This is a genomic window from Thalassotalea castellviae, assembly GCF_031846185.1.
Taxonomy (GTDB): domain Bacteria; phylum Pseudomonadota; class Gammaproteobacteria; order Enterobacterales; family Alteromonadaceae; genus Thalassotalea_H; species Thalassotalea_H castellviae.
The window spans coordinates 191,472-215,547 of the sequence record NZ_JAVRIF010000002.1 but is presented as its reverse complement, the minus strand read 5'-3'; the positions used below and the strand labels follow the sequence as shown (position 1 = coordinate 215,547).

18 protein-coding genes and 2 pseudogenes are annotated in these 24,076 nt (G+C 37.3%); 12 read left to right on the top strand and 8 right to left on the bottom strand.

Translation table 11 applies throughout. The features are described from left to right. The first annotated feature begins 11 nt into the window (after positions 1–11). The 11 genes and pseudogenes from flgG to RM573_RS04620 all read left to right on the top strand — a co-directional run bounded on the left by flgG (position 12) and on the right by RM573_RS04620 (position 11,686). Positions 12–800: a flagellar basal-body rod protein FlgG gene (flgG, locus tag RM573_RS04665; protein ID WP_311577993.1), complete on the top strand. Its 789-nt coding sequence runs from the start codon at positions 12–14 to the stop codon at positions 798–800. A gap of 17 nt (positions 801–817) precedes the next feature. Beyond that, entirely contained in the window at positions 818–1,501 is a 684-nt protein-coding gene (flgH, locus tag RM573_RS04660; RefSeq protein ID WP_311577991.1) for a flagellar basal body L-ring protein FlgH, read from the top strand. Between the two features lie 49 nt (positions 1,502–1,550). Then, positions 1,551–2,642: a flagellar basal body P-ring protein FlgI gene (locus RM573_RS04655; protein ID WP_432280218.1), complete on the top strand. Its 1,092-nt coding sequence runs from the start codon at positions 1,551–1,553 to the stop codon at positions 2,640–2,642. Positions 2,643–2,657: 15 nt separating this feature from the next. After that, entirely contained in the window at positions 2,658–3,617 is a 960-nt protein-coding gene (gene flgJ, locus RM573_RS04650) for a flagellar assembly peptidoglycan hydrolase FlgJ (RefSeq protein ID WP_311577987.1), read from the top strand. A 56-nt stretch (positions 3,618–3,673) separates the two neighbouring features. Continuing rightward, the gene (gene flgK / locus RM573_RS04645; protein WP_311577984.1) at positions 3,674–5,695 is read left to right on the top strand and encodes a flagellar hook-associated protein FlgK; all 2,022 of its coding nucleotides are present in this window, start codon (positions 3,674–3,676) and stop codon (positions 5,693–5,695) included. 9 nt (positions 5,696–5,704) lie between these two features. After that, a complete protein-coding gene (gene flgL / locus RM573_RS04640; RefSeq protein ID WP_311577982.1) occupies positions 5,705–6,919 on the top strand; it encodes a flagellar hook-associated protein FlgL in 1,215 nt (404 codons plus the stop codon). A gap of 503 nt (positions 6,920–7,422) precedes the next feature. Then, positions 7,423–8,337, top strand: coding sequence for a flagellin N-terminal helical domain-containing protein (locus RM573_RS04635; protein WP_311577980.1), 915 nt, complete (start codon positions 7,423–7,425; stop codon positions 8,335–8,337). A gap of 629 nt (positions 8,338–8,966) precedes the next feature. Further along, positions 8,967–9,884 (top strand): flagellin N-terminal helical domain-containing protein, encoded by a 918-nt coding sequence (locus tag RM573_RS04630; RefSeq protein WP_311577977.1) that lies wholly within the window; start codon positions 8,967–8,969, stop codon positions 9,882–9,884. 327 nt (positions 9,885–10,211) lie between these two features. Further along, positions 10,212–10,680, top strand: a pseudogene (locus RM573_RS17500) (flagellin N-terminal helical domain-containing protein); the annotation flags it as partial. Between the two features lie 167 nt (positions 10,681–10,847). Beyond that, a pseudogene (locus RM573_RS17495) lies at positions 10,848–11,126 on the top strand (flagellin); the annotation flags it as partial. 107 nt (positions 11,127–11,233) lie between these two features. Continuing rightward, complete coding sequence (locus RM573_RS04620; protein ID WP_311577972.1) at positions 11,234–11,686, top strand: flagellar protein FlaG; 453 nt, start codon at positions 11,234–11,236, stop codon at positions 11,684–11,686. A gap of 22 nt (positions 11,687–11,708) precedes the next feature. Here RM573_RS04620 and RM573_RS04615 read toward each other — a convergent pair whose 3' ends face one another. The 6 genes from RM573_RS04615 to RM573_RS04590 form a co-directional block, all read right to left on the bottom strand. Beyond that, on the bottom strand, positions 11,709–12,686 hold the full coding sequence (locus tag RM573_RS04615) for a hypothetical protein (protein WP_311577969.1): 978 nt from the start codon (positions 12,684–12,686) through the stop codon (positions 11,709–11,711). Positions 12,687–12,756: 70 nt separating this feature from the next. Continuing rightward, the gene (locus tag RM573_RS04610; RefSeq protein ID WP_311577967.1) at positions 12,757–14,877 is read right to left on the bottom strand and encodes a motility associated factor glycosyltransferase family protein; all 2,121 of its coding nucleotides are present in this window, start codon (positions 14,875–14,877) and stop codon (positions 12,757–12,759) included. A 16-nt stretch (positions 14,878–14,893) separates the two neighbouring features. Further along, positions 14,894–15,217 carry a hypothetical protein gene (locus tag RM573_RS04605; protein ID WP_311577965.1) on the bottom strand — a complete coding sequence of 108 codons (324 nt, stop codon included), beginning with the start codon at positions 15,215–15,217 and terminating at the stop codon, positions 14,894–14,896. Positions 15,218–15,220: 3 nt separating this feature from the next. Beyond that, positions 15,221–15,637, bottom strand: a complete 417-nt coding sequence (fliS, locus tag RM573_RS04600; RefSeq protein WP_311577963.1) for a flagellar export chaperone FliS — start codon at positions 15,635–15,637, stop codon at positions 15,221–15,223. A gap of 27 nt (positions 15,638–15,664) precedes the next feature. Continuing rightward, positions 15,665–17,062, bottom strand: coding sequence for a flagellar filament capping protein FliD (fliD, locus tag RM573_RS04595; RefSeq protein ID WP_311577961.1), 1,398 nt, complete (start codon positions 17,060–17,062; stop codon positions 15,665–15,667). 163 nt (positions 17,063–17,225) lie between these two features. Continuing rightward, positions 17,226–19,370: a GSCFA domain-containing protein gene (locus RM573_RS04590; RefSeq protein WP_311577959.1), complete on the bottom strand. Its 2,145-nt coding sequence runs from the start codon at positions 19,368–19,370 to the stop codon at positions 17,226–17,228. A gap of 269 nt (positions 19,371–19,639) precedes the next feature. Here RM573_RS04590 and RM573_RS04585 point away from each other — a divergent pair, with 269 nt between their 5' ends. After that, the gene (locus RM573_RS04585) at positions 19,640–21,403 is read left to right on the top strand and encodes a B12-binding domain-containing radical SAM protein (protein ID WP_311577956.1); all 1,764 of its coding nucleotides are present in this window, start codon (positions 19,640–19,642) and stop codon (positions 21,401–21,403) included. 62 nt (positions 21,404–21,465) lie between these two features. On the opposite strand, the gene pseI is transcribed toward RM573_RS04585, so the two are convergent. Further along, a complete protein-coding gene (pseI, locus tag RM573_RS04580; protein ID WP_311577954.1) occupies positions 21,466–22,518 on the bottom strand; it encodes a pseudaminic acid synthase in 1,053 nt (350 codons plus the stop codon). A 22-nt stretch (positions 22,519–22,540) separates the two neighbouring features. Next, positions 22,541–24,076 carry a UDP-2,4-diacetamido-2,4,6-trideoxy-beta-L-altropyranose hydrolase gene (gene pseG, locus RM573_RS04575; RefSeq protein ID WP_311577952.1) on the bottom strand — a complete coding sequence of 512 codons (1,536 nt, stop codon included), beginning with the start codon at positions 24,074–24,076 and terminating at the stop codon, positions 22,541–22,543.

Below are 24,076 nucleotides of genomic sequence, written 5' to 3'. Positions count from 1 at the left end.
TGAGGTGATTTATGAACCCAGCATTGTGGATCAGTAAAACAGGCTTAGACGCGCAAACGAAAGATATTGCCGTTATTTCAAACAACTTAGCAAACGCGAGTACGGTTGGCTTTAAAAAGAGTCGAGCAGTCTTTGAAGATTTGCTTTATCAAACGATTAATCAACCTGGTGGTCGTTCTGCTCAAGACACCGAAATGCCCTCCGGCTTAATGTTAGGGGCTGGTTCAAAAGTTGTCGCCACGCAAAAAATTCATACCCAAGGAGATATGATTTCAACGGATAATGCGTTGGATTTAATGATTCAAGGGGAAGGTTTTTTCCAAGTACAAATGCCTGATGGCTCGTTGTCTTATTCAAGGAATGGCCAATTTACTATGGATGAAGAAGGCAATATGGTAACGCCTGGTGCTGGTTATTTAGTGCAACCACAAGTCACGATACCGCCTGATGCTATTAGTATTATTGTTTCTCAAGATGGCGAAGTGTCGGTGACCTTACAAGGTCAAGCTGAGCCCGCTGTCGTTGGACAATTAAACACAGTTAACTTTGTTAATCCAACGGGATTAGAGCCCATCGGACAAAATTTATTTGTGGAAACCTCGGTAAGTGGTGCGCCACAAGAAGGTGTTCCCGGTTTAGAGGGCTTCGGCATGATTTTACAAGGAGCACTTGAAACCTCCAATGTCAATACGACAGAAGAGCTGGTCAATTTAATTGAGAGTCAACGGGTTTACGAAATGAACTCAAAGGTCATTTCCGCGGTTGATCAAATGCTTAGCTATATCAATCAACAGTTATAACCAATAGGGAGCGTCATATGAAAATTGTAACGATAATATTATGTTCATGGATGACGTTATCTGGCTGTGCCAGTATTGAACAGGTGAAAACTTTACCTGATGATCCTGATTTTGCGCCGATCTTACCTGAAATGCAAGAATCGCCAATTGTACCTACAGGCTCTTTATTCCAAGCTAATTATGTCAATAATATTTATTCAGACTCAAAAGCGCACCGCGTAGGCGATATTATTTCGGTAATTTTAAGTGAGAGTACGCAAGCTCAAAAAAATGCCAAAACTGAGCTGAAAAAAGAAAATAGTGCCGTACTGGATCCGATAACCGGTTTGGGAGCTTCTCCGATTACCTTTAAAGATGATGCGATTCAATTTGGCTTAAATCAAACCTCTGATTTTAAAGGCGATTCAAAGTCAAACCAAGGCAATAGCTTAAGCGGTAATATTTCGGTTCACGTATTAAGAGTGTTACCTAACGGCAATTTAATGATCCGGGGTGAAAAATGGATGTCATTAAATAATGGCGATGAATATATTCGCTTAACAGGCATTATTCGCGCACAAGATATTAGTTCAAGTAATACCATTGTTTCATCGAAAGTTGCCAATGCTCGCATTCAATATGCTGGTACAGGTGCCTTTGCGGAAGTACAAGAACAAGGCTGGTTATCTAAGTTTTTTAGTAGTTCTTGGTGGCCCTTATAATTGCCATATATAGGTGGAAATGAATATGAAAGTTGTTATTCAAATAGTAATGTTATTAGCGCTTACTTTTGCTAGTCAGTCGTCAAATGCTCAACGGGTAAAAGACTTAACTGATGTTGCCGGCGTAAGATCGAACCAGCTAGTCGGTTACGGTTTGGTGGTTGGTCTGCCTGGTACGGGGGAGCAAAGCCCTTTTACAGAACAAAGTTTTAAAACGATGTTAAGTAATTTCGGCATTACTATGCCAGCTAGTTTAAAGCCTAAAATTAAAAACGTTGCTGCGGTTGCCGTACATGCTGAGTTACCTGCTTTTGCTAAACCGGGACAAACCATTGATATTACTGTTTCTTCCATGGGGAGTGCGAAAAGTTTACGTGGCGGCACCTTATTACAAACCATCTTAATGGGAATAGATGGTAATGCTTACGCCGTGGCTCAAGGGAGTTTAGTGGTTAGTGGTTTAGGCGCGGAAGGATTAGATGGCTCGAAAGTTATCGTTAATACGCCAACGGTTGGACGTATTGCCAATGGAGCCATTGTAGAACGTGAAGTGTTGTCTCCCTTTGCCACAGGAGATCATATTACCTTTAACTTGAGAAATTCTGATTTCAGTACGGCTAAAAATTTAGAAAAAGCGATCAATCGCGAGTTTGCTAACCCTAATGATCCATCTTCTTTTATTGCCAGAGCCATTGATGCTACCTCAGTTCAAGTATCAGCACCAAGAGATGCCAGCCAACGTGTTAGCTTTCTTGCCGTGTTAGAAAATTTAGAATTTGAGCCAGACACACCTGCGGCAAAAGTCATTGTTAATTCTAGAACGGGCACCATAGTTATTGGCTCTGATGTTCGATTGTTACCCGCGGCAATTACCCATGGTGGCATCACAGTGACAATAAATGAGGCACAAGATGTTACCCAACCTGATGCTTTTGCTGAAGGGGATACCGTAGTTACAACGCAATCTATTGTTGACGTTGATAAGACGGATAATCGCATGTTTGTTTTTGACCCTGGGATTACCTTAGATACCTTAGTTCGAGCCATCAATAATGTTGGGGCAGGGCCTGGAGATGTGATGGCGATATTGGAAGCGTTAGAACAGGCAGGCGCATTACGAGGAGAGCTGATCATTATTTAATGATCTGAAATCGCTATGAATACTAAACTTGCTGATGCACAAAACTTCTTAGATTTAAATGGCTTAAATAATATTCGTCAACAGTCAAATTCTGACGATAAAGCCTCGAAAGAACAAGCATTAGAGACGGCAGCAAAACAATTTGAAGCGATATTTATGCAAATGTTGCTCAAAAGCATGCGTAAAGCCGAAGAAGTTTTAGAATCAGATAGCCCTTTTAATTCTGAGTCCACTAAATTTTATCGTGATATGCACGATCAGCAAATGTCATTAGAGCTATCGAATAATGGTTCGTTAGGTTTATCTGAATTAATTGTTAGACAGTTAGGCGGTGATAGTGAGAACTTTACGCCCAAAAGCCATTTTAAAGCGAATGTTTTTCAAGGTGGAGAAGAAGCAACGAAAAAGAATGATCTCCAAATACCTCAGCGTCGTCAATTTCCTGACAATGCGACGATTGAATCTTCAGACACGACAACGAACAATAACGTTGCAAATCATGCCTTTAATGAGCCGCAAGATTTTGTTACGGCATTAACTGAACCAGCAAAATATGTTGAGAAAAAACTAAATATTCCCTTTGAAGTTGTGATTGCACAAGCTGCGTTAGAAACGGGCTGGGGGCAAAAAGTGATCAAAACGGCTCAAGGAGAAAGTTCAAATAACTTGTTCAATATCAAAGCCGATGCACGTTGGTCTGGTGATAAAACTCATAAAGAAACCTTAGAATATCAGCAAGGTGCAATGGTTAAAAAACGCGAACCTTTTCGTGTCTATCAAAACATTGGTGACAGTATCAATGACTACATTAATTTTCTCTCTTCTAATGAACGTTATCAAGGTGCACTTAAACAAGCTAAAAATGTGGAACAGTTTCTGCATGGTTTACAAGGTGCTGGTTATGCGACAGATCCCAACTATGCCAACAAAATAATGGGAACACTGCGTACGGTAACAAGTTTAATTAACAAATAACGAAGCGTTATTTAATTTATTGAGAAAAGATATGTGCATCATTAGGAGTGTTCATTATGGCGGTTAGTTTATTTCAAACTGGAGTGAGTGGTTTATTAGCTGCACAACAACAGTTAGCGACTACTGGTCATAATATTTCCAATGTTAATACTGAAGGCTATACCCGTCAAAGAGCTGAGCAAAATGCAAGTATCGGTCTAGCAAGTGGCGGAAACTATCTTGGCACCGGTACTTATATTGAGGATGTAACTCGTTTATATAATCAATTTACTTATAAAGAACAGTTGTTTACCACCAGTAACTTAGGTAATGCAGACTCTCTTCATAAAGACTTAAATCAGTTAAACGAAGTCATGAGCTTCTCAGGCACTTCGGTATTAAATTCTATTGATATGCTTTATCAAACCATAAATAGTGTTGCTGACAACCCAAATGACCAAGGAATAAGAAGTATTGCATTGAGTCAAGCAGGAATCTTAGCGGCGGACTTTCAATCCCTGAATGAAAATTTTGATCAAATTGAGAAGTCTGTTAATGGTGAAATCAATCAAATTGCGAATAAAATCTCTGAAATTTCTGTCGAACTAGCAAAAATTAATGAGCAAGTGTTACAGAGCCAAGGGCAATCAGTTGGTGGGCAGCCTAACGATTTATTAGATCGTCGAGATCAATTAATTAATGAACTGGGTGAATATACCACAGTTAGTACCGTTCATGATGCTAATGGTGTCATGAACGTGATTATCGGCAACGGCTCAACATTGGTTGCGGGTATAACTCCGTTAACAGCTACCGTAAAAGCTGGGGATCCTGATCCCTTAAAAACGGAAATACAACTCGTAGGTCCAAACAGCACATTTGCTATGAACCCTGCCAATTTAGGTGGCATTTTAGAAGCTAAATTTGAATTTAGGGATCAGCATTTAGCCGAAACGCGAAGTTCAATTAATCGCATTGCCATGGCTATTTCAGGTACCTTAAATGATGCTCAGGCAGACGGATTAGATCTAAACCAGCAACAAGGGCTAAATATATTTACCGATATTAATACCACTAAGTTGATGCAAGGGCGTGTAGGTATTCCATCAGATAATACCGGTACAGTAGCGGCTAGTGTGCGAATAACGGATGTTTCTTTAGTACCGATTGATGAATACGAAATTGAATGGGATGGTGCAAACTATACCATGACAAATTTAATTACCGGCACTAATCAGACCTTAGTTTTGACCCCGCCAAATGAATATGACACTGGCCTTGGTTTTTCATTTGTTATTGATGGTGGTGCTCCTGCTGTTGGCGATAAATTTGTTATTCATCCAACAGAAAATAGTGCTTCTTTTATGGACGTTACTTTACGTGATGTTAATGGTATTGCGGCAAGTACCCCGATTGAAGCAAAGGCATCATCAAATAATGTTAGTACTGGCGGTATAAGTATTATAACAATGGATGATCCTGTTGCCGCTCGAACATTTACAAGCACAACCAACACAGGGTTGAGAGTAGACGTTTATGAAAGCGCACCTGGTACATATTCTTACCGAGTTTATGATGGCGATCCTGCGAGTTTGCCGCCGACTCCTCCTTCAGTTGTTGGTGCAATAGCCTCGGGGAGTTTTACTGCAGGAAACTCTGCTGTTGTTGACTTACCTCCTGCTCCTGGGACGATGGCTTTTCAAATTGAGATCAGTGGAGATCCTGTTGGCCAAGGGCCATTAGCTCCTGAAATCTATGAAATTAATGATGCGTTTGGCGTAGGCAATGGTGCTAATGCTAATTTTATGGCGTTAACCCAAGAAACAGGAATTATTAATGGGAATCAACAAACTTTTGGCCAAAGTATGGGGATTTCTACGGCAAATGTTGGCTCAAAAGCTAACTCAGCGGAATTAGTGTCAAGCACCGCAGAGGCTATGTATACGCAAGCTTTTAATCGTAATCAAGCAACAGCTGGGGTTAATTTAGATGAAGAAGCTGCCAACATGCTGAGGTTTCAACAAGCATATCAAGCGTCATCAAAAATAATTTCAGTAGCCACCACTATTTTCGATACTTTATTAGCTGCGGCAAGGTAGGGCTTTAAAATGCGTGTATCAACGACTCAATTTTATTATCAAAATGCTTTACAGATGAGTAATAAAGAATCTGGGCTAAATGAACAAGCTAAATATTTAAGCAGTGGTAAACGTGTATTAACGGCAAAAGATGATGCGGTGCAATATAGTACATTGATCGGTTATAAAGAACAGCTAGCAGCAATTGAGAAATATAAAACCAATATAACTCAAGCGACTAATAGAAATAGTCTTCAAGAAATTTCTTTTTCGCAAGCTGAAGATGTCATGCAAGAAATTAAAACAATGATGATCCAAGCTAATAATGGCGCGTTAAGTTCAAGTGAACGTAATGTTATTGCGGCGCAAGCTAAAAATTCATTAAATCAAATGCTCGATATAGCGAACACTAAAGATGAAAATGGCAGTTATATTTTTGCAGGCTATCAAACAGATAAAACACCTTTTACCTTACAATTAGATAACTCAGTGAGCTATGAAGGTGATTCTGGAGTGAGAGAATTACAAATAGGCAAAAATCTTGCTGTTGCAACGAATCAGCCAGGCGATCTTGCTTTTTTAAAAATTCCTAATCCAGACGGTGATTTTTCAGCTATTTATCAAAATAACACTAGCGGTATATCTATCAATAAAGCGGTTATTATCGATCCTAGCACCTATGATCCTTTAACTAATGCACCAAATTTTCGTTTTGACTTTACTGATACCACCGCTGATGGTGAAGCTAATCAAGTAACTGTGACTGACAGCGCATCGAACACTCTTTTAGTAGTTAATCCATATACTGCTGGGCAGATACTTAATTTTAATGGTTTAGAAGTACAGTTTGATGGCGTTCCTGAACCAGGAGATCAAATTGATATTGAGCCTAAACAAGAAATTAGTGTCTTCGAAACAATTAAGTCTGCCATTGATTGGGTTACTTCAACGAGTAATAGTGCAATAAACGCGGCCGAATACTCTGATGTGTTGAATAAGGTGAATGCTTCTTTAAATTACATGAGTACTCAACGAGGAGAAGTGGGCATACGTTTACAGATGACAGAAAATCAAGAAAGTAAACATGCTGATACTGCATTATATTTAGCGCAAAGTAGTTCGAGTATTGAAGATCTCGACTACGCAAAAGCTGTCTCTGAGTTTGATCAAGCACAAACCGCGCTTCAAGTTGCGCAACAGTCATTTATACAAATAAAAGACCTTTCCTTATTTAATTATATTTAAGCAAAAGGCCGTTTAATTCATGTCTTTCAATTAAGGTAAAAATAGGGAGCAATCTTGATTGTTCCCGCTTACCGCCTGTTTGTTTTTTCATCGTTTTTTTCTTGGGAATATTGTCAATATATTGCCTTTTCACAATTAAACAAAATACACTCCAATCAAAAAAGTCTAAATAAATCAATAAATAAAAATCTATTTCTCTAATCAGAAGGATTGATTTTAAATTTTTTCTAAAGGTTTCAGTAATCGTGTCGATATCATTAGTAAGCTTGATAAAAGCTACGTTCTAAGAGTTAAAACAGCTAGTAGAGGAAGTGAGTTCAGAAGTATTTTAAGTTTGAAATTTTTAGTTTTATTTCCACAGAATAAAGTTAAAAATAATCAAGTTTACGCTAGTTAAAGAGTGCTTCGAATAATACCTTTCACGTCATTTTACTTGTTCTCTTAGATGTATTACTTAGAAGGATTATTCTTCTAAGGCAAATAAATAGCATGGGAGTTTAGTTATGGCTTTATATGTCAATACTAATATATCGAGCTTAAATGCTCAAAGACAATTAAGTAATTCAAGTAATACTTTAGATACTGCGTTTCAACGTTTATCTTCTGGCTTACGTATCAATAATGCAGCAGATGATGCCGCAGGTTTGCAAATTTCTAATCGCTTAACTGGTCAAATTAATGGTTTAACGCAAGGTAATCGTAATGCCAATGACGGCATTTCTTTAGCGCAAACGGCTGAAGGTGCTATGGATGAAATGACCAACATGTATCAGCGTATCAGAACTTTAGCGGCGCAAGCAGCGAATGGCTCAAATACGACTTCTGACCGAGCGGCACTACAATTAGAAATGCGTCAGTTAGGCGAAGAGGTTAACCGTATCGCTGGTGATACTAGTTTCGGTGGTACTAACTTACTTGATGGCACATTTTCCGCTGAATTTCAGGTTGGCGCGGATTCAGGTCAAGTCATTAGTATGACGATGACTGCCGTTACCAGTTTTGACGGATCAGCCGTTTCATTGACCAGCTTTAAAATGTGTGATCTCGCGGCAGCAGCAAGTGATATTGCCGGTACTTCGGCCGGGGCTCCTGCGGCTTCTTTTGCTAATTTAACGAGTATGTCTTTCACTTCAATTGACAAGGCACAGTCTATATTAGCCGGTGTTGATGCAATGATTGGTGCGATTGATGCAAAACGCGCTGAGTTAGGTGCTGTTCAAAACCGTTTTAGCTCAACGATTCGTAATCAATCGAATATCATTGAAAACTTATCAGCTGCACGTTCACGTATCCAAGATGCGGACTTTGCGACAGAAACGGCAACGTTAACTAAAGCGCAAATCTTGCAGCAAGCAAGTAGTACAATATTATCGCAAGCAAACCAACGTCCACAAGCTGCATTATCGTTACTAGGGTAAGCACGATAAGCAAACTATAGTGTTACATAACTTTAATTGGAAAGGTGTCACTAGGTTAAGCTTGGATGGGAAGTCAAGAAAACCCTTGGGAAATTTGATTCAAAATCAAACTCCCAAGAGCTTCTCGATAATAGATTAATCAAGACAACGGATAAAAGAATAAATTAAGCAATAACAGGAGGCGTTAATTGTTTTGGTATTCTTCTAATAAAAAGCATTATTCGGGTAATCCTTTTTGTTAGTCCGTCAATTTATTAACGCAATACGTCAATAAGATTAATCAATTTTAATTAAGCATTATGTATGCCAAAAATATATTGTGGAGTAACATCTGCTTTATATAGCCTTCAATTTTTTTACCGCTGTTATTAGGAAAACACTTGCCACCGCTAGCGGCAAAAATCTGTCAGCACGATTTACTCCCCTTTAATTTTCTTAAATATGCATGCTTTATTGATAAACTAATATCAAAAAACTTAATTTTTTAAACTGTTAACCTATTGATTATTTTGGTGATAAATAATTTTTTGTTTAATAATAGAGCAGGTTTGTTATCACTTGGCTCATTCTTTGCTTTTGTTACAGCAAGGTAATTTTACTGACTGTTTTCTTAACTCAGGAGAAATAAAATGAGCTTGTTTGTAAATACTAATATATCAAGTTTAAATGCACAGCGTAACTTGATGAAATCAGGTGACTCGTTAGATACTGCTTTTCAACGGTTATCTTCTGGGTTACGTATCAATAGTGCAAAAGATGATGCTGCCGGATTACAAATTTCTGACCGTTTAACATCGCAAATCAATGGTTTAACTCAAGGTAATCGAAATGCTAATGATGGTATTTCATTAGCACAAACTGCCGAAGGTGCCATGGATGAAATGACTAATATGTACCAACGTATGAGAACTTTAGCGGCGCAAGCGGCAAATGGTTCAAATACGGTTACTGACCGAGCAGCATTACAGCTAGAAATGCGTCAGTTAGGTAGTGAGATAAATCGTATTGCTTCAGATACTAGTTTTGGTGGTACCAACTTACTTGATGGCACCTTTAAAGCTGAATTCCAGGTTGGTGCGGATGCAGGTCAAGTCATAAGTATGACAATGACAGCTGTTACTAGTTTTGACGGTACTGCTGTTTCTATTACTAGTTTTAAAATGTGTGACTTAGCTGCTGTAGCAAGTGATATTGCAGGAACATTTGCAGGTATTGCTGCGACGTCATTTGCTAATTTAACCAGTATGTCATTTACCTCAATTGATAAAGCACAGTCTATATTGGCTGGTGTTGACGCAATGATTGGTGCGATTGATGCTAAACGTGCTGAATTAGGTGCGGTGCAAAACCGCTTTAGTTCAACCATTCGTAACCAAACGAACGTAATTGAAAATTTATCAGCGGCACGCTCTCGAATGAAAGATGCTGACTTTGCTACTGAAACAGCAGCGTTAACACGCGCGCAAATATTGCAACAAGCAAGTAGTACTATTTTAGCGCAAGCGAATCAACGTCCTCAAGCAGCCTTATCTTTACTACAAGGATAATGAATTAGCTTTCTTTTCTTATCGACTCAAACAACTCAAAATCCTTTTTGATTTGTTTGAATCGATAAAAAAACCAAAAAAATATATAAAATAACTATATGTAAAATATAGTTATTTTATTTTTTATTGGTTTTTTTTCAATTTATTTTAAAAAACCACTAAAGCTTTCTTTTGCTCTGTCGATAACAAAGATGGAGTAATTTTATATATTTGATTACTTGTAGGAACATTGTTTACTTTAATTTGATTGCAATCATTCGGGCGTTTGTAATTTCGTTAAAGAAGCCTAAACAAGGATTCCTAAATAAATCATAAACAGGAGGCTATATGGCTTTATATGTCAATACCAACATTTCGAGTTTAAATGCTCAAAGACAGTTAAATAAGTCGTCAGATGTATTAGATACTGCATTTCAACGCTTATCATCTGGTTTACGTATCAATAACGCAGCAGATGATGCTGCTGGTATGCAAATCTCAAATCGACTTACTGGCCAAATTGGCGGTTTAATGCAAGGTAACCGTAATGCAAATGACGGTATTTCTTTAGCACAAACTGCTGAAGGTGCAATGGATGAAATGACCAGTATGTATCAGCGTATTAGAACTTTAGCGGCGCAAGCGGCAAATGGTTCAAATACAGATTCTGACCGTGCGGCTCTACAATTAGAGATGCGTGAGTTAGGGGAAGAGGTTAACCGAATCGCTGGTGATACAAGTTTTGGTGGTACAAACTTACTTGATGGCTCATTTTCGGCTGAATTTCAGGTTGGTGCTGATGCGGGTCAAGTCATAAGTATGACAATGACTGCCGTTACTAGTTTTGACGGTTCTGCAGTTTCTATGACCAGCTTTAAAATGTGTGATGTTGCGGCCGTTGCCAGTGATATTGCCGGTACTTCTGCTGGTACAGCGGTAACTTCTTTTGCTAATTTAACTAGCATGTCATTCACTTCAATTGATAAAGCACAGTCTATTTTAGCTGGTGTTGATGCAATGATCGGTGCGATTGATGCTAAACGAGCTGAGTTAGGTGCGGTACAAAACCGTTTTAGTTCAACGATTCGTAATCAAACGAATATCATTGAAAACCTATCATCTGCACGTTCACGAATTCAAGATGCTGATTTTGCGACAGAAACTGCAAACTTGACTAAGGCTCAAATCCTACAGCAAGCAAGTGCATCAATTCTTTCACAAGCAAACCAACGTCCGCAAACGGCGTTATCTTTATTAGGTTAATATAAAGATATATTGTGAAACATGCTATTTAAGTAAGTGGGGAGTTGAAGTAAGTAACTGTGGAGAGCTTATTTTAACTCATCGCTATATTTGTTCGTGAGGATGATATGAATAATGATATAGTGATTAAGCAAGGCGATATATTAAGTAAGGTTCAACGTTCAAGTGAATTGAGTAATAATTCGTCTGATAATCAATCAATACAGGGGCAAAATGTTGCCCATTCAGAAAGTACTACCCAATCTTTGGTGAATGAAAACATTAGTGCGCAACAACTGAATGACCGTGAAACACAAAAAAAAGAAAGTGAAGACGCTGCGAAAGCGATCCAATCTTTATTAGAAAATAACCAAAATATATTTTCGGTACAAAATCGGCATCTAAATTTTGATATTGTTGATGACTCAGGTGATGTTGTCGTTAAGGTAGTCGATAAAGATACAGACGAAGTCATTCGTCAGATTCCGTCGGAAGAATTTTTGCAAGTGGCCAATAAAATTAATGATCTGTTAGATGAGCTTTCTTCTACAAAAGGTATTTTATTTGATTCTAAAGTGTAATATGACAATACTTTGACTCATTTTACCCTTTAAACTGTAAAATAGATTGAAAATTGCCACCAAAGCCTTGCTTAAAATGAGCAATTGCTAATTCTTTTTCTGACGGTAAACCTCCTTGGGTTTCTATACCGGGGAAATGGCTTTCTCCAAAATTGAAATACTGGCAATTCAACCCTTTTGCATGTTTTATCGCTAACCATACTAAGGCATGCGCTAAGGGTTTATCAAATAATGCTCGGTCATATGCGCCAACCCCGTAATAACATTCATGCTGGTTGTAAGGAAATAACCCTGTAGAGACGAGTTTGTTGTCAAGATATCCATAGATAGCAAATGCTTCTTCGGCAACAATCATTTGCTCTTGAATTTTCCAGCTTTCATCACTCCTTGTTTCTTTTCCGGCAGCTTGAATATGTAACTGCTGAAAATCGAAAATATCACCTGGTGTTAACGTAGACTTATCGATAATGTTAAAACGTAAATTTTCCTCGCCCCAGCGAATATTTGCCCGAAATATTTTTCTTATACCAGCAAAAATTTGTTGTTCATCAAGTGTTAATGATATTTTTTGCGAAAAAAAAGGTTGAATATGATAATGCTGTTTTAATAAAAATTGACCGAATTCAGATAATGAACACTGACTAGACTCTTGATAAAAAATACTAGCATTTGATGTTGCCATCAATTGTTTTAGATGTTTTATGGCGACTTTATTGGCGCCTTTTTTTTGTTGCTCGCTGATTTGATGATGCCAAACAAATTGCACTGGCATATTAATAAAACTGATCAGGTTATTATTTGGGGCTGTTAATAATACTAACAATACAGCTGTAGAGCCTAACTCAATACAAAAAGACATATCAGCCAAGTCATCTTGATAATAACATCGATAATAACGGCTGTTAGTTTCTTGATATAAAGGTGAAATATCTTTGCTATGATGAAGTAAATCAGCTTTATAACGAATAAACTTTGGATCATTAGCGGGTATGATTTTCAAGGAGCTTTCTCTAATTTGTAAAATTTCAACGCAAGCTTATATTGTTATAGGCTTGCGTTTGTCCGTTGCGTTATTCAGCGGTATCTTTTTCTTTAAACATACTGATAACATTATAATTATGGCTATCAACCTCATCTAATACGTTAGCATATTTAATTTTCGCTTCATGCATATAAGTTTTAAAAATTTCGATGCTTTGATGGACACATTGTAAGGTGGCTTTTTCATCAGCAAAATCAAATAACATCAATCTGAACATCGTTTGAATATATGTTAATGACCCTTCCAACATAAAGAATATATGACGGTAAGGGGTATAGGCAAATGAATGTAGATATCGAACTTGTTGCATTAATTGTTCAAGAACTTCAGCACGAGAATCAAATTCTTTATCTAAATATGACACCAAATTATCACATATTTCATCAAACATATTTACAGCAATACAGTTTTTATAGATTTCTTCTGAGAATTCACGATCAATAAAAACGTTAGCCTTTAGGTATTCCACTAATTCTGACTTATCTGCGTTCGATTTAGCCAGTAAAATATCATCAACTCTTAAAGGATAGGTGTTTTCAATTTTGGCGCCGTCACTGCAATTATAACAATTTACCTGCGGGAAATTTTCTAACAGCTTGCCTTCATAAAAGTTACTGGTATTGAAAAAAACGGTACTAAGGATAGGTTCTCCAAAATTGCCTTCTACTTCAATTTCGCCCGCTCTAACGATATCACCAATGGCCTCTTTTTCTTTTCCGTCATCAGTGTAATACAAACTTTTTTTAGAGTGATGATGCTCTCTGTCTTTATATCCGTTATCTACGCCAAATAAATAAATATCTTTAAATCCCATATAACAGGCAAACGACATTCCTGTGTTGGCCACCGCAGGATTAGAAAACTTCATTTGTACAAAATCTTTATTTTTATTAATAAAATCACAAGCAATTATCGTAGAAGATTCTGTTGGTTTAAAGCCAATACCTGTCCATTTGAAAAGCTGTGGACAATCTGGATGCATGATATTTAACGTTAAGAAGTTAAGCTGTTTCATATGTTCATGATCAATAAGATCATTTAAGTAATCAAAGGTAAGCTTTGTTCGTTCTAATTCTATATGAAAGTCAGGAATGATGTTATGTGCGATCAAACTAGGTAAAACGGAACCGCAGCTGAAAATAATGGCATCTTTTTCATAGGCTTTAATTGTTTCTATCGTTGCATCTAATGAAGGACCATTTGCCACCACGAAAGCAGGAGTATTTTGCCATTTCTTTGGTAAAGCAACATCTCGTTTAAGGACAGGGATGTTGTTTTTCGCATTTGCATAATCGTGAGCGATGCTAATAACACCGTCATCGAAAAATCCCCAGCCGATAGCTACTAGGTGAAACTCTTCACAAAATCGATCGATTATTTGTCGTAATTCTTTCGAAGGATAATGTTGAATAAGGACAGCATTGACGGAATTGAATGAACCTTTATCTTTAATTTCATTAATATAATCAGTGGTAAACTGTTCGTAACTGACACCAATGTGAAGATGTAAATAGCCGTTTCGCTCATCTAAAGTTTTTAAAATCATTGACCAATCACAAGTATACAAACTAGCATAAAACAGCTCATAACTTGGCTCACATAAATAGAGGTGACCAATGGTTATTTTTTCAATCAAATAGTCTAAGTGATAACCTAAGCCAATACCAAAAACGATCATACTGCCTATGTGATCTGGCATTTGTTTTAGTGGTTCAAGTTTTTCTTTGTTTTCCAAATAAACATCATGGATCTGGTTTAGATATTTGGAATGAATAAAATTATCTTCTCTATTCTCTTTATCTTCTAGGGTAAAACTGAGTGAACTAAACTTAGGATTTGCGATTTCTATGTCTATTTGAGTTTTACATTGCGAAACAGGATCTTCACTATAGAGTGGTGCATTATCAGGACCAAATAAGATATTAGCATCACCGGAAGGCGCACAGAAGAAAGGTAAATTTTGAGGCGCATCTTGTTTAAACTTCTCTGCAATATCAGGATAATACTTTTGAAAGGCGATAATATTTTTATCGAACTTGCTTTGCATTTTTTCGACAAGTTCTTGCTCTAACTGATGTTTTTTCTTTAACTTTTCGAGATTTTTTTCTGCTGAATTTAATAGCTCATTATAATCATCTGAAAATGACATTTTTAGGTTACCACCTTTATTCTTTACATGCCTGGTAGGCTATTGACGCCTTTTGGGCATCTTTCATTTTTTTTAATTGTGCCGCAATGTTTTTTTGATTCTCAGAGGCTGTTGAGATGAAATTATGTTCTGATGCGGCAAGTTTTTCTAATAATTTTCTTACTTGAATGAGTTGCTCATCATTACAAGTGCCTATGGAATCTATGACATCTGAGATGAGCGCGGCTCTTTTTTCTGAAATAGCCAGAGCTGCGTCCCAATCTTCATTGTCAAAGCAGTTCATTAAGTTTACTTCACACTGCTCTAAAGCTGATAATCGCTGGTGAAATAAGTCAGGCATACGTTAACCTTGACTAGCTTGAATCGCTAACGCTTTTTCTACTTCTGAACTAGGTATTTCATCCCATGCACTTTTTATCTCTGATAATAACGAGATAACTTCAACAATTGGGTCTGTGGTATTGTTGATGGTTGCATCAGAAATACGCTCATCCATATATTCGTAAAGACTTGACAAATTTTCGACAGCGTCACTGCCAGCATTAAAATCTAACGACTCGTTAAGCGCCTTAATAATGGCGGCTGCGCCAGATAAGCTTTTAGATTTACCATGAAGATCTTTTCTTTCAAGGAAACCTTTGCCTTGAGCTAGACGATCTAAAGCCCCTTGCATCAGCATTTTAATAATTGTATATGAGTCTGCTCCTGCTATTTGGCTTTTAATATTTTCTTTGCCATAAGCTTGTAAGTTCTTGTTCATAATCATAATTCCTAAGGTTAATGATCGTTAGCTTTTACCACTTGAAAAGCCTGGTAAGTTAGATAGTGCCGAAGTAACCGCAGTACCTTGTGCTCTCATTGAGGCGATTAATACATCTAACGAGGCGTATTGCTCTCTTAATCGTTTCTCAAATTGTTCCATGCGATATTCGTGCCGTTCTCGATCATTTTCTACATCTTTTAATTGTTGATTAACAGAATCTTCTTGTTGAGCAATGATACCGCCAGACTTTGTGTATAACTCAACGGTATCATTTAAAATTTGCGCAATCCCCCCAGCACCGGCAAACAAGTTGCCAATATCATCATAATTTTCATTTAAACTATCTTCTAAGGTATTGACACCTGTATTGTTTATTTCTAATTCATTATTTTTATTTAATGATAAGCCTAAGTCATAAACACTGGTGAGTGAGCCAGCACCAGATACTATGCTACTTACTTGATTGATCAAGGCTGTTCTTAAACCACGTGCCGTGCCATCAGTAACTCTCGAAGTCACCACTTGATCTAAAGTATTCATTGCAGTGTTGAAGCCATCAACAAAACTTTCGATGGTTTCTTTTACCGCTTCTTTGTCAGTATCAACGGTTAACGATGCTTTTTCAGTATCTACTTTTAACGCGGTTATGGTGATATCTTGAATGGTATTGGTAAAAGTGTTGGTGCTGCTATTTGTTGTGATGCCATCTATTAGAATAATGGCATCTTGTGCTTGGTCGGTTGCTGCTATCACTAAACCACCGTTGCCACCACCGTTGGCAACCGTCGAAACTTTATCTAATTCAGCGGTATTATTGGTGATCACAAGATCATTACCTGTACCGGTTTCTGATGAGGTGATCACTAATTTAGATAAAGGCGTAGCACCGCCAGTGTTTATTATATTGGCAGACAGTCCAAAATTATCAGCGTGTTCATTAATTGCTGTTCTTAAATCTTCTAAAGTGGCACCCGCCGCTAAAGTCACGTCGAAGGTGTTAGCACCTGCCGTTAAGGTTAGCGTTCCGCCGGAAGCTGTAACCACATCGGTTGTTGAACTGTAAGAATTTGCGTCATCTTGAACCGCTCGGCTCCCCTGAGCAAGTTGTTTCACTTCAATTTCAAAATTTCCAGCCGTTGCAGTACTTTCTGCTGAAACCGAAATAACGTCGCCATTGGTTGGTTGACTCACTGTCGCAGATCTTTTATTAAAATTTTCAATATCAGACAAAGCTTCAATTGCATCTTCTAATGCACTGATGTCAGATTTCATTTGACCAAGTGCCGTCAATTTTATGTCTAATGATGATTCTTTTTTATCTAATGCTTCAACTTTAGGTTGATTTTCAGCATTAACAGTTACCTCAATAATTGCTTCTAAATCTAAACCAGAACCAACGCCTGCTGATGTGATACCTGTCATAGTGAATTTCCTCTAAATACTCATAAAACTGACTGAATATTGGTTATTAATGACTGAACTTTATTTATAAAGTATGACTTGTTTTACTATATCGGCAAGTATTAGTAAAACTTGAATACTGTTTAGCATTGCAAAGTTATTTTGTTACCAGCCCAGCGAACTATTATGTTTTGACAAAAATGTCTTTAAACATTTCAACAACTTTTTCTACGGTACTTCGTTTGACATGTCTTTGATCATTATCCCAAGCATCTTCGATACATTCGGTTACTAACTCATAACTTGGCAAATAATAGATATCTTCGTTGTTGTTTACTAATTCTTCTGCGGCAACTCTTAATGTTGCTTTTGAGTGAGTATTGGCTGTAATAACATGCTTGGTTTCACCATGACCTGTTGCAAGAAATGGAATAGGTGAAATACTAATGATGAGCTTAAAATTAGGGTTAAATTTTTTAATCGTATCGAAAAAGCTTTGTATATTCTCAATATTTTCTTGCACGCTCAGCGTTTTATGTTTCACATAGGGATACATATTATCACGCGGGTTTCTAGATAATACCGTACCATCTCTAAACTCCCAACATTCGTTCAAACCTAAGGTAATGATAAATACTTCGGCCATTTCTAGCGCATTTCTTGTGGCATTTATATGCTGTGGGTAATCAAGTAAATAATTTTGTCTATCTAAAAATGCGACGCCTTCTCTGTAAGGATCTACCCAGTATCCTTGTGGCTGTTGAAATAATAGTTGTTTAATGGGTTTAGTATCAAAGGCTTTTTCTGCTAATTGTTTAAAACTGATACTGTTAAATAAAATGCCGTAATTAGCACAAAATTTTGCATATTGATCACCTGGTGAATAACCATCAACCAATACTCCTGACATGGGATCATCATTACGTTCAGTGACAACATAGTTGAACCCCGACTCTTGAAAAACTCGAGCAATTTCAAACGCGAAACAACTTCCCGCAGAGCCAATCGGTGTCGATTTATCCATGATGGGGTACTTTTTGACGTAAGGTAAAACCTGATATTTTGAAGAGGGGTGATGTTCGTGCTCAGGGTTCGGCCAATAAATCGCTTTATGATTCGGTTTGTTGGTGGGCGCATATCGTTCACAACTATGGGTAAACTCGTTTAAATATTCGGTTAATTGCGCTAAGTGTTCTATGTCTTCACGGTCAATTTCGCCGCCCCAATTAATACTGTCTCTAAACGATAATTTTAATGTTTCAAAGACATTGTCATACGCATGCAAATATTCTAGTTTTGGATCTAATTCAATCAGCCGTGTAAACATCGTTTCCGCGAAGACTTTGTCGGGAAAAATATTTTCTATTAACCAACGTAATTGCATGCTTGATTGGATAGTGCCGTCATCTGGGATCATGATATTATCAGGTACTTGATGCGCACTTTTATCATAATAATTTAATAATTTTTCTGCTAATCCTTCAAAAGGCTGACAACCAATTTGGATCGGGGCCGCATGATTAATGGTATCCTTCCAATGAAGTGGAGAAGGGATAAAACACAATTGAAGAACATGACGAGTTCCCGTTTCTGGAATTTTTCCAATATGAGCTAATTGATTTGGATTAAAAATTAAGGCATCACCTGCCTCAATGTTTTCATACATGATTTCTTCTAGTTCAATGCCTTTTGCATTTGCTAACGGGGCTAAATTCTCAGTTCTTTTTTCAATGTCATTAAATAAACAACCAACTTTTTTTAATTTATCTGTGGTTTCCTTCGTTAAAAATTTTGTGTTCCCTAAATGTTCTTTATAAGGGTTTAAATAGATTAATATTTTTAAATGATTTTCTGGTCCACCATCGCAATGCCAATAGGATGAATAAGAGCGATTTTCTCTATCAGGTAACGTCTCAAGGTACGAGTACCAAGACAGTGTATATTCACTGTTAAAATATGAACTCAGCACTTGATCTAAATTTTTATCAAGGATCAGATCCAAAATGCTCGTGATAACTTTATGGTGATTAAATGCTGTTTTATCTTCAAGTACTTGTTGGATAAATTTTTGACATAAATCAGCAGGAATAGCATGTTTATAATGCATTTGATGATGATGATTAAGTTCACTGTCGATCAAATCACTTTCGCGGGTAAAGGCTTTTTTCGCGATGCTATTTAATTCGGCATAACGGTGTTTTTTTTCAAAATAACTATGTAAATTATAATGAGCATCAGGCATTAAGTGGTAAGTTTCATCTTCAATGGTTGTTGTGATCTCATGTTCGGAAGCGCCATGAAATAAATTCACTTTTTTGATAGATTTCATTGTTTCTTATCTCGCCTTTTTTGCAACGTTATTGTCTAATTTTAAGCATACTTTATGCCATAAAATAAGGGGCGTATTTCAAAATAAATTAAAGTTTTCGACCAAACAGAAGATAACAAGTAAGATAATGGTTATGTTGATCGAAGTTTAGTAAAGTCTATTTTACTGCTTCAATATACGGTAGTAATTTTTTGATAATGTTGGTTCATAAATTGCTTTATTTAATGATTAAGAGCAATTGGTAACAACTTATAGATTGAGGGACAATCATGAGAGTTTTATTTTTTCATCCAGAAAAGTATTTAAACTATGGAATTCCCGCGGGAATCTCAATTTTAAGTGCCATTATTAAAAAAGCAGGTCATACCGTTGATTTATTTGATACTACGTTTTTAAAAACTAAAGATAAAAATGATGGTCATCACCTTGAAGTCAATGATGATAGTAAAAACGCTTCAGCGGGTGATGTCTTTGATGTTCCTATTGATGACGAAGAAAATAGCGAACTGGCTGGGAAACAATCTGCCGGTTTGTTTAAAGAAACAGCGTACAGTATGGACGACTTAATTCGTGATGATCCTTATGTTGTTCTAGAAGATGAATTACAGAAAAAAATCGACGAATTTAAACCGGATGTGATCGCGTTATCAACGATGACAGCAACGTTTGATTCGGCGGTAAATTTATTACGTAAAGTGACTTATGACGCAAAAGTGATTGTTGGTGGTGTTCATCCAACTATCGCAAGTGACGATTGTTTGGCGCAAGATGTCATCGATATTGCCTGTGTCGGGGAAGCGGATGATACCTTTTTAGAATTGTTAGATTTAATGGATAAAGGCGAAGATTATTTCCATGTTAAGTCAATGAATTTTAAACTCCCTGATGGCAAAATTATCAAAAATCCTATTGCCCCTCGTGTTGAATTAAACGATCTACCGACTCCTGATTGGGGATTGTTTGACTCTCGTCACTTATTTAGACCTTTTGATGGTGAAATTTATCAAGGCTCTTTTTATTCTCAAGCGCGCGGTTGTCCAATGCAATGTACATATTGTGTCGACCCTACGATTGCTGAGATAACCGGTGGTCGTAAAAATTACTTTAGAATTCAAGATCCGCAAGTCACCTTTAATCAACTAAGTGAGTTAAAAGAACAGTTTAATGCCACTTGGTTTAAATTTGTTGATGATACGTTTTTAATGCCACAAATCAGCCACTTAGAAGAATTGCGTGATTTAATTGCACCGCTAAACATTATGTTTGGTTGTTCGGTAATGCCTAATACTATTCGTGAAGACAAAGTTAAGCTTGCCGTTGAAATGGGTTGTGTCGCGATGAGTGTCGGCATTGAAAGTGGCAACGATGAAGTTAGACGTTCCGTGAAACGTTTTTATCGAAATGATAACGTAGTGAAAAAACTGAAAATGGCGCAAAGTTATGGGATTCGTGTCTCGACTTTTAACATCATTGGTTTCCCTGGCGAAACACGAGAAAATGTTTTTGAAACGATTGAGTTAAACAGACAAATTGGCTCTAACGCCGCGAATGCTTATGTATTATATCCTTATCATGGCACGCCAATTGCCGTTGAACAAAAAATTCCATTACGCGATGGTGAAGGAAATATTCCAACCATTGATATTGGCCATACCTTAGGTTTCTCTGAAATGTCGTCAGACGAATTGCTTGGCCTTCGTTCTACGTTTAATTTATATCTTATGTTACCCAAAGGCTTATATCCGGTTATTTATTTTGCCGAAGCGCAAACTGAATTGGGGAATGTCTTTTTAAATGAGCTAACTAAACTTACTGTCGCACAATTATCTAATACGACATTACCAACGACCTCGTTAGCTGACTTAATTGCAGAAGATTCGGCACTCACGACTTTAGATCTAGATGTGCAAGTGCCTACTTTGTTTAGCAAACTATTAAAACTGGCGATTACAACTGAAATGAAACAGACGATTGTTTTAGCGTTAATCGACGTTTATAACGAAGAAATGTTACTGACAGGAAGCGGTGCTTAAGCGTTAATCGTATTGAATCGCGTGATAAGTGAAAACTTATCACGCGAGATTCTTACTAGTCTTTAGTTAAATAATCGCCATTCTGTCGGCGTGCCTTTTTTAATATCCTCAGTCGTTACCTTGCCGATAATTTCTTGAAAATATTTTGGTGCCAAACCAAAACCAGGGCGAATACGCCTAATATGTTTAGCTGTGATAGTTGTTCCTTTAGCGATATCTTCAACAAAGTAGATGGAACGTCTAAATTTAACATTATCACGTTCTGCTTGTTTTTGTTCATAGCCAGCACTTCCAATAGCTTGCCAAGCTATACGGCTTTCCTGACATAAGTTTTTTAATTCCGCTGGCTCGATAGAAAATTCTGAATCAGGTCCTTTATCTTCTCTGCTTAATGTCACATGTTTTTCTATCACACAAGCCCCTAATGCAACAGCCGTGATGGCGACAGTCGTACTTAATGTGTGATCAGAAAGTCCGGATAATGTGTTAAATCGTTGTTCAATGTCTACTAAAGTTGCTAAATTGCATTGGGCAATTGGGGCAGGGTAAGCACTGATACAATGTAATAATACCAGTTGCTGACAACCTGCTTGCGTCGCGGCAGTCACAGCTTCAGTGATTTCTTGTTCATTAGCCATACCCGTTGACATAATCATAGGCTTCCCCGTTTTTGCAACGCGGGTAATTAATGGTATATCGGTTAATTCGAATGAAGCAATCTTATAAGCTGGGGTATTGAGTTGTTCTAATAAATCAACGGCACTGTCGTCGAACGGCGTACTAAATAATGTAATGCCAATTTTCTTGGCATGTTCAAATAATTCTTGATGCCATTCGTATGGGGTATGAGCTTGTTGATAAAGCTGATAAAGATTATGGCCATCCCATAATCCGCCTTTTATCTTAAAATCATCTAATTCACTGTCTATGGTCATTGTATCAGCGGTATAGGTTTGTATTTTTACCGCATCAGCCCCCATGTTTTTAGCCATAGAAATAGTCTGCAACGCCTTTTCAATTGAACCATTATGGTTGGCTGAAACTTCGGCAATAATATATGGAGGATGATTTTTCCCTATTTTACGGCCATTGATAGATATTTCATGATTAAGCATTATTTTACTCTCACAGGTTAACTCACTGATTATTTTCTGACGATAATATGAAGTGATCGTCTGCTATTTGACGATAATTCGCGCTACGGAACAAGTGTTGCGATGCAATATTATCTGGATGGACATAAGCATGGATAGTCTTTTGTTTAAATATTTTAGGTGTGGCAAATAATGCTCTAAGTGCTACTTTTTTACCTTGCATATCAGGCGCGACTAAAATAGACACTTCAACTTCGCGAGCATTTATTTCATCAAAGCGGATCATGCCTGCATTTTTGGCTTGTTCAGAGCTTGAGCATTGTTGAATTAAGTAAATATGTCTTGTTTGATCTGCTATCGCTTGACTAAACCACTGACAATGCTCTTGATAAGGAATGGCTTGATTGTTTCTTGAAAAGCGTCGTATATCGGGGTTTGATTGCCAACTGAATATAATGTCTTTGTCGTCATTCGTTGCGGGGGCCAGTTTGATTGAAGTCATAATGATATCAAGCATTGTTGATACTTTACTTTGTTTAATGGTGTCAAAACATTGTCTAACTAAGGTTTGATACGCTTTAGGGCTGGCAGTTAACTGTAAAAATGCTTGTTCAAGTTTGAAATAACTTAGTGATTGAAAATCACCAAGGTTGATGACGGCACCTTGCTTAGCTAAGTTACTGGCAACTAAATTTTGATTGTCCGCCATAATAACCACTAAAGTAGGAAGTCCTAAACTACATCTTTCCCATGCGGTAGTACCACTTGCACCTATAGCTAGATCAGCGGATAACATTAATTGTGCCATCGAATTACTATCGATCTGCAGTGTTATCCATTGATAGGGTTCGATTAATGCCATTAATGACGCTAAATTAGGCGCTTGACTGCCTAGCACTATAGTTACATTAAAACTTAGCTGTTCTTGTGTCCTAAGCGCAATGAGATAATTGATAATGGTTGTCGAGGCGTTGTCTTCATCCATACCACCCATAGTCACTAAAATATTGTCTATTTTTTCAGTACTTGCGCGACGCTTTTCTGCAGTTTTTACAGCAGATAAAAATTCATCACGCAGCAAAATATAGTGCTGACCAATAAATGTAAGGCAATGACTATTAACATATGGCTGATAATCTTGACTACGACGAGCAAAGGTTTGATCGAGAAGATAGTCGCATTGATGCTGACGATTAGCTAAGTCATCAATCACCATGATTTTATCGAAATCTGCTGTGAGTAATTGTTGCCATTTTTTTGCTAGTTGATAATGGTCGACGATTAATAAATTTATTTTTGGTAAGCGTTTTAACAATGTATGACAACAGGAAGCATCGTGTTCTTGTGAATGATCATGCTTATCTAACTTTAGTTCACGATAATGATAGCCGGCAGTGATAATTTTTTGTTGAAGACTTTGGGGTAATGGCGCAGATAAAAAACTGATCATTAAACGTGGTACATTGTTCGATTGTCGTGATTGGTAATATTGGCTTAGCAAATCAGCTAATGTTAAGCAGCGCATAATATGGCCGGTACCGATTTTTGCTGAAGCGTCGGCTCGAAAAGCAATATGCAT